The 14,943-nt window shown below is 60.2% G+C and carries 10 protein-coding genes; 9 read left to right on the forward strand and 1 reads right to left on the reverse strand.

The features are described from left to right. Positions 1–243: 243 nt before the first annotated feature. The 7 genes from NYE40_RS09670 to NYE40_RS09700 all read left to right on the forward strand — a co-directional run bounded on the left by NYE40_RS09670 (position 244) and on the right by NYE40_RS09700 (position 10,891). The gene (locus NYE40_RS09670; RefSeq protein WP_339279838.1) at positions 244–2,658 is read left to right on the forward strand and encodes a glycoside hydrolase family 95 protein; all 2,415 of its coding nucleotides are present in this window, start codon (positions 244–246) and stop codon (positions 2,656–2,658) included. 50 nt (positions 2,659–2,708) lie between these two features. Then, positions 2,709–4,409 carry a sensor histidine kinase gene (locus tag NYE40_RS09675; protein WP_101808950.1) on the forward strand — a complete coding sequence of 567 codons (1,701 nt, stop codon included), beginning with the start codon at positions 2,709–2,711 and terminating at the stop codon, positions 4,407–4,409. 16 nt (positions 4,410–4,425) lie between these two features. Beyond that, positions 4,426–5,400: a substrate-binding domain-containing protein gene (locus NYE40_RS09680; RefSeq protein ID WP_101808951.1), complete on the forward strand. Its 975-nt coding sequence runs from the start codon at positions 4,426–4,428 to the stop codon at positions 5,398–5,400. A gap of 178 nt (positions 5,401–5,578) precedes the next feature. Continuing rightward, positions 5,579–7,075 carry a sugar ABC transporter ATP-binding protein gene (locus NYE40_RS09685; protein ID WP_219623327.1) on the forward strand — a complete coding sequence of 499 codons (1,497 nt, stop codon included), beginning with the start codon at positions 5,579–5,581 and terminating at the stop codon, positions 7,073–7,075. A gap of 117 nt (positions 7,076–7,192) precedes the next feature. Beyond that, on the forward strand, positions 7,193–8,083 hold the full coding sequence (locus tag NYE40_RS09690; RefSeq protein ID WP_228551403.1) for an ABC transporter permease: 891 nt from the start codon (positions 7,193–7,195) through the stop codon (positions 8,081–8,083). Between the two features lie 124 nt (positions 8,084–8,207). Next, positions 8,208–9,179, forward strand: a complete 972-nt coding sequence (locus tag NYE40_RS09695; RefSeq protein WP_180968489.1) for an ABC transporter substrate-binding protein — start codon at positions 8,208–8,210, stop codon at positions 9,177–9,179. 104 nt (positions 9,180–9,283) lie between these two features. After that, positions 9,284–10,891 carry a response regulator gene (locus NYE40_RS09700; protein ID WP_339279839.1) on the forward strand — a complete coding sequence of 536 codons (1,608 nt, stop codon included), beginning with the start codon at positions 9,284–9,286 and terminating at the stop codon, positions 10,889–10,891. Between the two features lie 37 nt (positions 10,892–10,928). Here NYE40_RS09700 and NYE40_RS09705 read toward each other — a convergent pair whose 3' ends face one another. Continuing rightward, positions 10,929–11,804, reverse strand: coding sequence for an AraC family transcriptional regulator (locus NYE40_RS09705; protein ID WP_101808956.1), 876 nt, complete (start codon positions 11,802–11,804; stop codon positions 10,929–10,931). A gap of 135 nt (positions 11,805–11,939) precedes the next feature. Here NYE40_RS09705 and NYE40_RS09710 point away from each other — a divergent pair, with 135 nt between their 5' ends. Continuing rightward, a complete protein-coding gene (locus NYE40_RS09710) occupies positions 11,940–13,421 on the forward strand; it encodes a tagaturonate reductase (protein WP_339279840.1) in 1,482 nt (493 codons plus the stop codon). Then, on the forward strand, positions 13,418–14,914 hold the full coding sequence (locus NYE40_RS09715) for an altronate dehydratase family protein (protein ID WP_028599560.1): 1,497 nt from the start codon (positions 13,418–13,420) through the stop codon (positions 14,912–14,914). Before NYE40_RS09710 ends, NYE40_RS09715 begins: the two co-directional genes overlap by 4 nt. Positions 14,915–14,943 lie beyond the last annotated feature (29 nt).

The raw sequence follows: 14,943 nt of genomic DNA on the forward strand, positions 1-14,943 counted from the left end.
CGTCCTTGATCGCTTGATGAGCTTGAGTCTCTGGATAGGACGGCCAGCTTTTACCTGTGGATGATAGGAAAGGAGAATCCATCATTGTCCTGCAGCCGTCGATGCTTTATGCTGGGTTCATTCCTGCTTTTCGTAAGCGTTCTCAGGATCCTCTGCATCGCTTGCGGACTTGACGGGCCATAGATCTGTTCGTGCTACTGATGCACCAATCGAAATCGACATGATCGGGAGGGTTTATCCACGATGAACATTCAATTCAATTCCCCCGCCGTCCATTGGGTCGAGGCGCTGCCCGTCGGCAATGGAAGGCTAGGCGCCATGATATTCGGCGGCATCGAGAAGGAACGGATCGCGCTCAACGAGGACACGCTCTGGTCCGGCTATCCGACGGACTGGAACAACCCGCGAGCGAAGGAAGCCTTGCCGGAAATTCGCGCCTTGATCGCTCAGGAAAAGCATGCGGAGGCGGATCGGCTTGCCCAGCAATGCTTGATGGGACCGTATACGCAGTCGTACTTGCCGTTCGGCGATCTGCTGCTCAGCATGGAGCATGGGCAGATCAGCTATGGCAGCTACGAGCGGAAGCTCGACCTCGCCCGCGGCATGGCGACGGTGCGGTATTCGATCGGAGGGGTGACGTACGAGCGCGAAGTGTTCGCCTCGCATCCCGACCAGGCGATCGTCGTCCGCCTGTCTGCCGATCGGACAGGCGCGCTCAGCTTCCGGGCGCGCCTGGACAGCCCGCTGCGCCATGCGACGGCGGCGGACGAGGGAGATTTCACTTTGTTCGGCTTCGCGCCGGAGCATGTCTCGCCGAGCTACCACGATACCGAGCAGCCCGTCCGCTACGGCGCTGACGGCAAGAGCAAGGGGCTGTCGTTCCACGGCCGCCTGGCGGTCGAGCTGGAGGGCGGCACGCTGCGGGCGGACGCGGACGGGCTCCATGTCCAGGATGCGACATCGGCTACGCTGCTGTTCAGCGCAGCGACTTCTTTCCATCCGCGCCTGGGAGCGAGCGACGAGGCGATCCGGCCGGAGCGGCTCACGCTGGAGACGATGCGGCAGGCGCGCGTCCGCCGCTACGAGGAGCTGCGGCAGCGCCATGCGGAGGACCACTCGCGGCTGTTCGACCGAGTCTCGCTCCATCTGGGCGGCAGCAAGGCGCCGGACTCGCTGCCGACGGATCGGCGGATCGCCGACTACGGAGCGGACGATTCGGGACTGGTCGAGCTGCTGTTCCATTATGGACGCTATCTGCTGATCGCCAGCTCGCGTCCGGGCAGCCAGCCGGCCAATCTGCAAGGCATCTGGAACGAGGAGACGCGGGCGCCGTGGAGCTGCAATTTCACGCTCAACATCAACGCGGAGATGAACTACTGGGCTGCCGAAAGCGGCAACCTGGCCGAGCTTCACGAGCCGCTGCTCGACTATATCGGCCGGCTGGCGGCCAATGGCGCCAAGACGGCCGAGGTCAATTACGGAGCGCGAGGCTGGGTGGCGCATCACAACTCGGATCTATGGGCGCAGACGGCTCCCGTCGGCGACTATGGCCGAGGGGACCCGGTCTGGACGATGTGGCCGATGGGAGGCGTGTGGCTGACCCAGCATCTGTGGGAGCATTACGCCTTCAGTTCGGATGCGGAATTCCTGAGGGAGCGCGCCTACCCGATCATGAAGGAGGCGGCGCTGTTCGCGCTCGACTGGCTCGTCGAAAACGAGCACGGCCAGCTCATCACCTCGCCGTCCACCTCGCCGGAGCATAAATTCGTGCTCGCGGGGCAAAAGCATGCCGTCACCGAATCGGCGACGATGGATCTGATGCTGATCGCGGAGCTGTTCGACAATTGCCAGCTCGCGGCGGCGGAGCTGGGGCTGGACGAGGAGTTCGCGCACACCCTCGAGCAGGCCCGGCAAAAGCTGCATCCGATCCGGATCGGCGACCGAGGCCGCTTGCAGGAATGGAGCCGCGACTATGAGGACGAGGACCCGCATCATCGGCATGTCTCCCATCTCGTGGGAGTCTATCCGGGCAGGATCGTGACGAAGGGCAGCGTCCCGGAGCAGTTCGAGGCCGCAAGGACGTCGCTCGACATCCGGGGCGACGGCGGCACAGGATGGAGCCTGGGCTGGAAAATCGGCCTGTGGGCAAGGTTCAAGGACGGCGACCGGGCGTTTCGGCTCATCTCGAACCTGCTTCGGCTGGTGCGTCCGAACGAGCCGACCGAATACGAGGGCGGCGGCGTGTATGCGAATCTGTTCGACGCGCATCCGCCGTTCCAGATCGACGGCAATTTCGCGGCTACGGCCGGCATCGCGGAGCTGCTGCTGCAGTCTCATGAAGGACGGATCGAGCTGCTGCCGGCATTGCCGCAGGCGTGGCCGCAAGGCTCGGTCCGCGGCTTGCGGGCGAGAGGCGGCTTCGAGGTCGGCATGGCCTGGCGTGACGGCCGCTTGACGGAGGCGGAGCTGCGCTCCGACGCCGGCAGCGCTTGCGCGATCGTCAGCTGCCAGCCGTTCGAAGTGCGGGACGAGGACGGCGGCAAGGTCGAGGCGAAGACGGATGCTGCCGGAGCGGTTGTCTTTTCGACCCGGGCGGGAGCGGTTTATCGGCTTGTCTTTCGGGGAGGAAAGGAAGAGGCGGCTTCGGACGGAGCATGATCTTCGACAGGTAGACGCGTTCTAGCATAGCGGGAGGGGACCGGCGCCGCATGAAGTTCCGCAACTTCAGATCGATCCAGATGCAGATCCTGACGAATATCGGGCTGATGATCATCGGCTTGATCATCGTGCTGGACAGCGTGTTTTATTATTTATCGGTACAGGTCATCACCCGCGAGGCCAAGGCCTCGGCCAGCCAGATCACGGCTCAGATCGGCCGGAACATCGACTACTATGTGAACTACATGCAGGACATCTCGTCGATCATCCGGTATTCCTCCGCCAAGGAAGGCGACGTGCTGGTGAAGACGATTCCCCAGACGCGCAGCGATATCGTGACGATCGTGCTGCTGAACCGGAATGAGATCCTGCTGGCCGACAAAGACGATTATCAGATCAAAGGGAATACGGATGTCGCCAGCCTGGACTGGTATCGGCAAGCGGTCGAGGCTGGAGGCGAGCCCGTGCTGTCCTCCTCCCATGTGCAGAACTTCATCGTCGACCAGTATCCGTGGGTCGTCTCCTTGAGCAGCGCCATCTACGACGAGCAGGATCAGTTCGTCGGCGTGCTGCTGATCGACATGAACTACAAGGTGTTCACGGATCTATGCAGCAACGTGGAGATCGGGGAGCGCGGCTACTTGTTCCTCATGGACAGCCGAGGCGAGATGGTCTATCATCCCAGCCAGCAGCTCATCCATTCCAACGTCAAAAAAGAAGATACGGCCCGCCTTCTTCAGACCGAGAACGGCAGCTTCAACGACAAGCAGGATGGCGTCAGCCGCATCGTCACGGTCCAAAGCCTGCAGTCGATCGACTGGAAGGTCGTCGGCGTGACCTATATGGACGATATATTGATTCAAAAAGAAGTGCTCATGAAGATCATGGTGCTCCTCACGCTCGTCTGCCTGATCGTCGCGACGGTCATATCGATCAAGGTCTCCTCGAATCTGTCCGGGCCGCTGTCCCAGCTGGAGAAGATGATGAAGCGCGTGGAGAAGGGCGACCTCGATCTGGACATCCGCGTATCCGGCAGGAACGAGGTCGCCCATCTGGCCCATACGTTCTCGATCATGGTGCGCCGGATCAAAAGCCTGCTGCTGAAGATCGAAGAGGATCAATCGGAGCTGCGGAAAAGCGAGCTGAAGACGCTTTATGCCCAGATCAATCCGCATTTCCTGTACAATTCCTTGGATACGATCATCTGGACCGCGGAGCAGGGCGAGCATCAGAAGGTCGTCAGGATGACGTCGGCGCTGTCGAAATATTTCCGCCTCAGCCTGAGCAGGGGCCATGACATCATCCCGGTCTATCAGGAGATCGAGCATATCAAATATTATCTCGTCATCCAGAAAATCCGCTACGAGAGCAAGCTGGAGTACGAGATCGGGATCGACCAAGACCTCTACTCGTACAAGATGCTGAAGACGCTGCTGCAGCCTCTCGTCGAGAACGCCTTGTATCATGGCATCAAGAACAAGCCCGGCGGCGGAAAGATATGGATCTCCGGCAAGCGGAGCGGGGACAGGCTCACCCTGCAGGTGCGGGACGACGGCGTCGGCATGAGCAAGGAGAAGCTGGCGAGGCTGCTCATCTTCAAGGAGGACGAGCCGCTCACGAGCGGCGGCGTAGCGATCATCAACGTGCATCAGCGAATCCAGCTGAGCTACGGCTTGTCGTACGGACTTCAGTTTGAGAGCGTTCCAGGCGAAGGCACGACCGTCACGGTCTTCCTGCCGATCGTGGAATAGCGGAGGTGGACTTCGGATGCGGATGAAAGTCAAGAAAAGCCTGTTCGCTGCCGCTTGCGCGGCCATCCTGCTAGGCGGGCTGCTCGCTCTGAGCGGATCCGTGTTCGATTCGCCGAAGAGGCCGGTGATCTACATGATCGTCAAGGTGGACCGCGAGGATTATGAATTCTGGAGGCTCATCCGGGCCGGCGCCCAAGCCGCGGCGAAGGAGCATGGCTGCGACTTCGTCTTCTGGGGACCGAAATACGAGAACGACGCGCAGGAGCAGATCGAGCTCGTCAAGCGCGCCATCGAAAAGAAGCCGGACGCGATCATCATATCCGCCGTCGATCAGTATTTGCTGAGCGATGCGGCGAAGCAGGTGGCCGATCACGGCATCAAGCTGCTGCTGCTCGACTCGGACATCCACTCGGACGTCAGCAGGAGCTTCATTACGACTGACAATGCAGCGGCCGCCGTCGATCTGGGCCATCATCTGCTGGACCGGCTCCGGGCCGGGGGGGAGATCGGCATCGTCAGCTCGACGATGAACGCGACGACGGCCATCGACCGCGAGAAAGGCTTCAAGGAGGCGGTGGAGGCTTCTGCGGACAGCCGCGCATCGATCGCGTTCAAGGAGTACAGCCAGGAGAATGTCGACAAGAGCTACCATCTGACCAAGGAGCTCCTGCGGAAAAATCCGAACGTGACCGGCCTCTACGGCGTCAATCAGCAGGCGCTCGAGGGCATTGCGATCGCGGTTCGCGAGCTGGGCGTCCAGGACCGGATCAGCGTCGTCGGCTTCGACAGCTCGCGGCTGATCATCAAGGGGCTCGAGGACGGGATCATTCAGGCCATCGTCGTTCAAAAGCCGTTCAACATGGGATATGCCAGCATCATATCCGCTCTGAAGGACAAGAGCGAAACGATCCTTACCGGCTACGAGCTCATTACGAAAGAGACGATGTACTCGCCGCAAAACGAAAAGCTGCTCTTCCCGTTCGCAGAATAGCTTCGCCAGTCGCCATCATGCAACACCTTCCGGCAGCAATCCGGAGGGTGTTTTTTTTAGAGATTTTTATATATTCATCATAGATTTCTTTATTATGCAATTCTGCCGCGAGACCTATAATCGAAGGAGCAGGAGACAGGGCAGCAGGACGACTAAAAGCAAAACGGTGGTGAAGAGCTTGACGGAGCTGTTGCGAATGAATGGAATCGTAAAGTCGTTTCCCGGAGTGAAAGCGTTGTCAGGGGTAGATCTCGAGCTGCAGAGCGGCGAGCTGCACGCCTTGATCGGCGAGAACGGGGCGGGGAAATCGACGCTGATGAAAATTCTGGCCGGCGTCTATAAAAAAGACGAGGGCCGGATCTTCATCAAGGGCGAGGAGGTCGTCGACCTTGATCCGGATTCAGCGCAAAAACGAGGGATAAGCATTATATTCCAGGAATTCAATTTATTCTCGGATCTTACGATTGCGGAAAATATATTCATCCGCAGAGAACCGAAACACGCTCTTTTCAACTTCGTGATCGACGACCGCGAGCTGAAAAGAAAGACGCGCGAAGTGCTCGACATGCTGGACCTGAAGCTCGACCCGGATCAACAGGTCGGAAGGCTCAGCGTCGCCGAGCAGCAGATGGTCGAGATCGCCAAGGCGCTGTCGATGGACGCGCAGATTCTCGTCATGGATGAGCCGACGGCGGCGTTGACGGAATCGGAGATCAAGGAGCTGTTCAAGGTCATCCGCAACCTGAAGAAAAACGGCGTCGGCATCATCTACATCTCCCATCGTCTCGAAGAGCTGAACGAGATCTGCGATCGCGTCACGATCCTCAGAGACGGCAGCTACATCAAGACGGAGCGCTTCCAGGACATGACGATGAACAGCTTGATCTCCTCCATGGTGGGGAGGGACCTGAGCGAAAAGTTCCCGCCGAAGCCGCACACGAAGGCCGACCGGTCGGAGGTGCTGCTCCAGGTCAACAAGATCCGCAGAGGCACGAAGCTGGATGTGGAGGACCTGAAGCTCTACAAGGGCGAGATTCTCGGCATCTACGGGCTGATGGGATCGGGCAGGACGGAGCTGGCGCGAGCGATTTTCGGAGCGGATCGAGTCGATCAGTTCGATGTCCGCATCTTCGGAGAGCCGATGAAGGTCAGGGCTCCGTACGATGCGATCGCCTACGGGCTGGCCTACTTGACCGAAGACCGCAAAAAGGACGGCCTGGCGCTCGATCTGTCGATCGAGTACAACATCACGCTTCCGAGCCTCGAGAAAATAACGAGCGTCGGCGTGGTGAGCGATAGGAAAGCGGCGCTGACTTCCGAGAAATACGTCCAGGATCTGCGCGTGAAGACGCCGTCCATTCATCAGCTGGCCAAAAACCTGAGCGGCGGCAACCAGCAGAAGGTGATCATCGGCAAATGGCTGGCGAAGCAGTCCCGGATCGTCATCTTCGACGAGCCGACGCGCGGCATCGACGTGGGAGCGAAGTACGAGGTGTACGAGCTGATGTACCGGCTCGTGCAGGAGGGCATCGGCGTGATCATGATTTCTTCGGAGCTTCCGGAGATCATCGGCATCAGCGACCGCGTCGTCATCATGAGGGAAGGCCGCGTGACAGGAGAACTGGATGCGGAGGACTTGACGGAGGTCGGCATCCTGTCTCACGCCATCCATTAATTATCGACAAAGGAAGTGGAAGCATTGGACGGGCAAACCGTAGCAATGAAAAGATCGGCGACGGATTACACACGGAAAGTCTTGCATAAATTCGGGATTCTGCTTGGACTGCTTGTCATGAGCCTCGTCTTCTCCATTCTTTCGGATCATTTCTTCACCGTCGACAACCTGTTGACGATCGCGCTGCAGACGTCGGTCATCGGCATCCTGGCCATCGCGCAGACGTATGTCATCATCACGTCGGGCATCGACTTGTCCGTCGGCTCGATCCTGGCGGTCTCCGGGGTCGTCACAGGCAAGCTGATGGTCGCCGGAACGCCGATCTGGCTGGCGATCGTCGCCGGCATCCTGATCGGGGCCGTATGCGGATGGATCAACGGACTCGTCATCGCCAAGCTGAACATCGCGCCGTTCATCGCCACCTTGGGCATGATGAGCATCGCCAGGGGCGTCGCCTACGTCATCACGGGAGCGATGCCGGTATCGGGCTTGCCGGAGGAGTTCTACTTCATCGGCGGCGGGAGCATCGGCCGGATTCCGATCCCGATGATCGAGATGTTCGTGCTGGCGATCGTCTTCGGGTTCATCCTGCGCAAGAGCCGGTTCGGACGCTACGTGTACTGCCTCGGCAGCAACGAGGACGCAGCGGTGCTCTCGGGCATCAACGTCCAGAAGACGAAAATCTGGGTGTATGTCATCTCCGGCTCGCTGGCCGCTTTCGCCGGCATCATGATGGCTTCCCGGCTCGTCTCCGCCCAGTCGACGGCAGGCACCGGCTACGAGCTGGACGCCATTGCCGCCGCCATCATCGGAGGAACGAGCCCGGCGGGCGGATCCGGGAAGATCCGGGAGACGATCATCGGGGCCTTCATCATCGGCATCCTGCGCAACGGCTTGAACCTGCTCAACGTCAATGCATTCTGGCAGCAGATTGCCATCGGCGCGGTCATCATCATCGCCGTCTACATGGATACGCTTCGCCGCAGAAAAGGCCACGCCCTCGCTTGATCGGAGGCGGCGCCGCTCGAGACGGTTTCAAATGGAATTTTCCATAAAAATAGATGGACCTATCTAAGGAGGAAGAAATGTGAAGCCGATTAAAAAGGTTGCAGCTCTTATGGTGGCAGCATGCTTGGTCGCATTTGCGGCGGGATGCGGAAATTCGGGCAGCTCCGGCAACGGCGCGGCGGAAAATGCAAGCGGCGGCGGCAATGCGGCCGGCGGCGACAAGCAGAAGAAAATTGCCGTCATCGTCAAATCGACCGATGCTCCGTACTGGCAGACGGTCAAAAAGGGAGCCGAGGAAGAAGCGAAAAAGAACGGCGTCGACATGTACTTCACCGGCGCCGCCGGCGGCGAGACGGATATCAACGGCCAAGTGAACCTGGTCGAGACGGCCATCAACCAGAAGGTGGACGGAATCGTACTCGCTCCTTCCGATTCGGACGCGCTCGTGCCGGCCGTCGACAAGGCGTCCAAGGCGGGCATTCCCGTCGTCATCATCGACTCCGGCATCAATACCGAAAACTACCTGAGCTATGCGACGACGAACAACGAGGACGCCGCCTACCAGGTCGGCAAAAAGCTCGCGGAAATGGTCGGCGGCAAAGGAACGGTCGCCATTCTCGGCTTCCAGCCGGGAGCAGGCTCCAATACGGCAAGGGAAAACGGCTTCAAGAAAGCGATCGCCGAGCATCCCGACATGAAGATCGTCACGACCCAGTACAGCCAGAGCGACAAGACGAAAGCGCTCTCCGTCACGCAGGACATCCTTACCGCCCATCCGGATCTGACCGCTCTCTTCGCCGCCAACGAGCCTAGCGTCGTCGGCGCGGGCCGTGCCTTCAAGGAAAAGAACGTCACGGGAACGATCCTCGTCGGCTTCGACTCCTCCGACGACGTCATTCCGCTGCTGAAGGATGGAATCATCAAGGCCGTAGCCGTGCAGATGCCGTATACGATGGGGGTCGAAGGCATCAAGCAGCTCGTGAATTCGTTCAGCGGAGCCGAGGTGACGAAAAGCATCGACACGGGCACGACGCTCGTGGCGACGGACAATATGGAAGATCCGGCTTCGCAAGCGGCCCTCTATCCGTTGAAGTAGCAAGCAGAGTATAATCGTGAAAAAAGCCGGAAGCCAGGGGATGGATCATCCCCTGGTTCGTTTGTTAGCTGGCTGTGAATCTGGATCCTGAAGGTGGAGTTGCCTTGTACAAGATCGTAATCGTCGACGATGAGAATATCGTCCGGGAAGGGATGCGGAAACAAATCGACTGGCCCTCGCTCGGTCTTGAATACGCAGGAGGCGCGCAGGACGGCATCGAAGGATTCGAGCTCATCCAGCGCGTTCGGCCGGACATTGCAATCGTGGATATCAACATGCCTCAGGTCAACGGACTGGAGCTTGTCCGAATGCTGAAAGACGCCGGAAACGACTGCGAGATCATTGTCGTGACCGGCTACGACGATTTCGCCTATGTGAGGGAATCGCTGCGGCTTCATGTAAGCGACTACATTTTGAAGCCGTTGACCAAGGACGAGTCGATCGAGATTTTGACGACTGTCGTGGCCGGACTGGATAAAAAAAGAGAAAAGCAGCTTGAATACGAGGCGTTGAACGAAAAGGTGAACGAAAGCCTGCCCTACATGCGGAGCCGCTATTTGAACGGCCTGATTTATGAAAGCCTGTACATCGACAGCGAAGCGATCGCGAAGATGAGCTTCAACGAAGCGTGCCAGTGGCACGGCATCTGCCTGCTCGATTACGATCGCGTTCTGGGCGGGAGCGCCTCGATTCATCCGGATGAACGGAAGCTGACGAATTTTGCTTTGTACAATCTCGTATCGGAGCTGCTCCAGAACCGGGAGGACTGCAGCGTCTTCCGCACGGACGAAAATGAAATCGCGATTGTTTTTTCCTATCTGGATGAAAGCAAGCAGGCGGCGGTCCTGAAGACGAAGGCCTCTATCGCCGAGCTGAAAAAGGCCAGCGGGCAATATTTGAAGATTACGATTTCCGCCGGGGTGGGAAGCTTCGTCAAGTCGCTCCGAGAGCTGTCCAAATCGTATGTCATCGCGAAAAAAGCGATTGAGTATAAATTCTTCATCGGCAACGACGTCATCGTCGACGGGGATCGCGTCGAGCAGAGCTCCACGGATTTTACAGGCGGCCTGGCGACCATCCGCAGCTCGGTGCTGCAGGCTGTCGGAGCGCGCGAGGACAAGCGGGTCGCGCGCGAGCTGGAAAGCTTTTACGACTACATGATCCTGCAGAAATTCGACAAGCAGGTGTGCGTCGATGAATGGATCAAGCTCGTCGCCATGATGCTGCAGAAATTCATCGACATGAATGTGAGCGTCGAGGCCATGTTCGGAAGGGAGGTCCCGGTGTCCGAGACGCTGCGGCAGATCAAGAGCTTGCTCAACATCAAGCAGTGGGTGCATGAGCTGTATTTGAAGTGCAGCGCCCATATCGAGGCCCATGCGAAGAGCAACAGCGTCTATGTGGCCCGGATCAAGGAATATGTCGCGCAAAACTACGCCGATCCGGAGCTGGCGATGCAGGACCTGTCCCGGCATGTCCATCTCAGCCTCAGCTATATCAGCGCGCTGTTCAAAAATGAAATCGGCCGCACCTATATTGAATACGTGACGGAATACCGCATGCAGAAAGCGGCTGAGCTGCTGCGCAATACGACGCTGAAAACCTATGAAATCGCGCAGCAGGTCGGATTCTCGGAGCCGGGCTACTTCAGCAGCGTGTTCAAGAAGATCTTCAACGAGTCGCCGTCGAGCTACCGCAGCTGGAGCCAGTAGCGTCGAGCCGCGGCCTCTGCGTCTCGGCTGAATCGGTTCATTCCTTCGGCTCAAGCCGGCTCTGCAGGCGGTAGCCGCGCGGGGTCATGCCCGTCAGCTTTTTGAACGCCTGGTAAAAATGCGGCAGACCGAGGAAGCCGCAGTCATTGGCGATCGCCTCTACGTTGTCGTCCGTGGAGAGCAGCCGTTCCTTGGCGGCGACGAGCCGCTTGGCGCCGACATAGTCCGTCACGTTCATGCCGGTCATCTGCTTGAACACGCGTGAAAAGTGAGGCGCGCTGACGCAGGCGGCAGAGGCCAGCTCCTTGAGGCCGCCGCAGCGGACCGGATCGAGGTCGATCGTCCGCAGCGCGTCATGGACCCATTTCGGACCGGGCAGGAGGTCGCTGCGGGGGGCTTCCTCATGCATCGGCAGCCGGCTGAGCGCAAGCAGAAGCTGCTGCAGATGAAGCTTGACCGCATGGCGATAGCCGGCGGCTGCCGTCTGGAGCTCGCCTGCGATCGCCTCGATGGCCGCTTCTACGGCCAGCCGCGCCGGCTGCGTCAGCTCGGCCTTGTGCTGCTTGCTTTTGCGGGCCCGCTCGAAGCAGCGGAGCGGGTGATGGCCGTCGTCGAGCGATTCGGCATGGACGAGGGAGGGAGCGAAAAACAAGGCTGTCGATACGATCGGGTCGCCGGAAGAAGGAAACGCGCGATGGACGGTGTTGCCGGGAATGAGGAACAAGTCCCCGGCTTTTTTTTCGTACAGGGAGCCGTCGATGAAAAAGGTGCCTTGGCCGTCATGGACATAGACGAGCTCATACAGATCGTGCAGATGGTCGGGAAGCTCGGTCTCGTAGCGGCGGACGCCTTGAAGAACGAGCTCGAACGGAAAGACAGGATCCAGTTGAAAGGGCTTGCGAAACGGCTGCACGGGAAACCTCCTCCATGTCCTCATCGTTCGTTCAATATATCAAAATAGAGAATGTTAAAGCAATTACAGGTTATGTTTATAATCCATTTTATCTTATAAAATGAAGGCAAGCGAACAAAAAGGAGGCGCTATGCGATGGCGTCGTTACTTACCGAAACGCTGTTGGCCGCAGCGGAAGACGGCCGCTTTACAAGCGCTGGTTCCGACCCGGTGCGGGTGCTGCAGGTCGGAGAAGGCAACTTCCTGCGCGGTTTTGTGGACTGGATGCTCGATGGCTGCCGCAAGCAAGGACTTTTCCCCGGCAGCGTCGCGGTCGTGCAGCCCCGCCGATCGGGGAAGCGCAAGATCGAGAAGCTGGCTGCGCAGGACGGACTGTTCACCCTCGTCATCCGCGGCCTGGAGGGAGGCGAGCGGATCGAGCGCCGAAGCGTCGTCTCCGTATTCTCCAACGTGCTGGATCCTTACGAGGAGTGGGCGTCGTTCCTCGCGCTGGCGGATGGCGCCGAGCTCCGGTTCGTCGTATCCAATACGACCGAAGCGGGGCTCGCCTACCGCTCCGAGCCGATGGTTCCGGGCGAGGCGCCGGAGTCGTTCCCGGCCAAGATGACGCTGCTGCTGCTGCGCCGCTACGAGACGTTCGCGGGGGCGCCGGACAAGGGGCTGATCTTCCTGCCGTGCGAGCTGCTCGAGCGCAACGGCGACCGTTTGCGGGAAGGCGTGCTGCGGCATGCCGAGGAATGGGGCCTGCCGGAGGCTTTTCAAGCCTGGGTGCGGGAGCACAACCGGTTCCTGAGCACGCTCGTCGATCGGATCGTGACCGGATACCCGGATGCCGAGGAGGCGGAGCGCTGGTTCGAGCGCTGGGGCTATCGCGACGAGCTGCTGACGACGGGCGAGCCTTACCATCTGTGGGCGATCGAGGCCGAGCCGGAGCTGGATGAGGAGCTTCCCCTGCGCCAGGCCGGCTTCAACGTCCACTGGACGCCCGATCTCAAGCCGTTCCAGCAGCGCAAGGTGCGGATTCTGAACGGAGCCCATACGCTCATGACTCCGCTCGGCCTGCTGCATGGCGTGGAGCATGTGCGCGAGCTGATGGAGCATCCCGAGCTGGGGAGCTTCGTCCGGAATACGGTCGAAGCGGAGATCATTCCGTCGCTGCCGGAGCCGGCGGAGGCGATGAAGGCCTATGCGGCGGAAGTTTACGAGAGGTACTTGAATCCGCATCTCCGCCACCGGCTCTCGGATATCGCCATGAACAGCATCAGCAAGGCCAAGGCGCGCTTGCTGCCGTCGATGGCTTATTACGCCGAGAAGGGCGAGCCTGTGCCGGCTGGACTGGCCCTAGGCTTCGCCGCCCTGCTGCGGTATTACCGCGTAGAAAGGATCGGCGACGGCTATGAAGGTCGGAGCTTCGCCGGAGAGCCGTATCGGGTCGCCGACGATGCCGAGCTGCTGGGCCGGATCGAGCAGGCGTGGTCGGCCGACTGCGGGGAGCGGGAGAAGGTTCGCCGGCTGCTGGCCGACGAGACGGTATGGGGAATCGATCTGTCGGCCTGGAAGGGCCTGGCGGAAGCGGTCGCCGATCATCTGGCGGGATGGGAGCGGAAGGAAGCATGAACAGCTGGATCAGGCTTGCCGAAAAGGATTCGGCCATCGTAGCGCTGCAGCCGTTCCAAGCCGGAGACTCCATCATCTTGGAGGACGGAACGGCATTGACGCTGCTGGACGACGTGCCCAAGGGGCACAAGATTTTGACGCGGGCGGCCCGCGCGGGCGAGGACGTCGTCAAGTACGGCTATTCGATCGGCAAAGCCGTCTGCGACATCGCGCCGGGCTCGTGGGTGCACACGCATAATCTGCGCACCGGGCTGCAAGGGATCAAGGAAGATTACGGCTATGCGCCGGCGGCCGCCATCGCACCGGCCGAGCGGCCGACAGGCCGCATGTTTCAGGGATACCTGCGCTCCGACGGGCAGGTCGGCATCCGCAACGAGATCTGGATCATCAATACGGTCGGCTGCATCAACCGGACCTGCGAGACGCTCGCGCGGCGGGCGACCGCGGCCTTTGGCGGCCGCATCGACGGCGTGCATCATTTCGCGCATCCGTTCGGCTGCTCGCAGCTCGGCGACGACCTCGTCCATACGCAAAGGCTGCTGGCCGCGCTCGTGAACCATCCCAATGCGGCGGCCGTGCTCGTCGCCGGGCTCGGCTGCGAGAACAACCAGATCGATTCGTTCAAGCAGGCGATCGGGCCGCATGATCCCGACCGCATCAAATTCATGAAGCTGCAGGACGAAGAAGACGAGCTCGAGGCCGGCATGGCCTTGCTCTCCGAGCTGGCCGACTACGCCGAGCGCTTCAAGCGCGAGCCGGTGCCGGTCTCCAAGCTGAAGCTCGGCCTCAAATGCGGAGGGTCGGACGGGCTGTCCGGAATTACCGCCAACCCGCTCGTCGGAGCCGTCGCCGATCGGCTGGCGCAGGAGGGCGGGACGGCGATCCTGACGGAGGTGCCCGAGATGTTCGGCGCCGAGACGATTTTGATGAACCGGGCGGCCGACGAGCAGATTTTCCAAGGCATCGTACATCTCGTCAACGACTTCAAGAACTACTTCATCCGGCATGGGCAGGAGGTCTATGAGAATCCTTCTCCCGGCAACAAAGCCGGCGGCATCAGCACGCTGGAGGAGAAGTCGCTCGGATGCACGCAGAAGGGCGGCCAGGTCGCCGTCACCGACGTCTTGCCGTACGGCGGCCGGGCGAGCCGGCCGGGGCTTGCCCTGCTGGAGGCGCCTGGCAACGATCTCGTCTCGGTGACGGCGCTGTCGGCGAGCGGCGCCCATATCGTCCTGTTCACGACAGGCCGAGGGACTCCGTTCGGCGGACCGGTGCCGACCGTCAAGCTCTCCTCGAACAGCGAGCTGGCCGCGCGCAAAAAAAACTGGATCGACTTCAATGCGGGCCGCCTGCTTGAGGATGCCACGATGGACCAGCTCGCCGACGAGCTGTGGAATTATGTGATCGCGCTCGCCTCGGGCGAGCGGCAGACGAACAATGAGCGCAACGACTTCCGGGAGATCGCGATCTTCAAGGACGGCGTCATCCTCTAGCGTCATCCCACTCTTCTTTCAAGGAGCGA

Source organism: Paenibacillus sp. FSL W8-1187 (genome assembly GCF_037965485.1).
Classification (GTDB): Bacteria; Bacillota; Bacilli; order Paenibacillales; family Paenibacillaceae; genus Paenibacillus_O; species Paenibacillus_O pasadenensis.

Coding starts and splice junctions, on each gene's coding strand:
- NYE40_RS09690 (WP_228551403.1), top strand. CDS start 7,193: ATGAGCCTCGTCTTCTCCATTCTTTCGGATCATTTCTTCACCGTCGAC.
- NYE40_RS09710 (WP_339279840.1), top strand. CDS start 11,940: ATGGCGTCGTTACTTACCGAAACGCTGTTGGCCGCAGCGGAAGACGGC.
- NYE40_RS09675 (WP_101808950.1), top strand. CDS start 2,709: ATGAAGTTCCGCAACTTCAGATCGATCCAGATGCAGATCCTGACGAAT.
- NYE40_RS09680 (WP_101808951.1), top strand. CDS start 4,426: ATGCGGATGAAAGTCAAGAAAAGCCTGTTCGCTGCCGCTTGCGCGGCC.
- NYE40_RS09670 (WP_339279838.1), top strand. CDS start 244: ATGAACATTCAATTCAATTCCCCCGCCGTCCATTGGGTCGAGGCGCTG.
- NYE40_RS09715 (WP_028599560.1), top strand. CDS start 13,418: ATGAACAGCTGGATCAGGCTTGCCGAAAAGGATTCGGCCATCGTAGCG.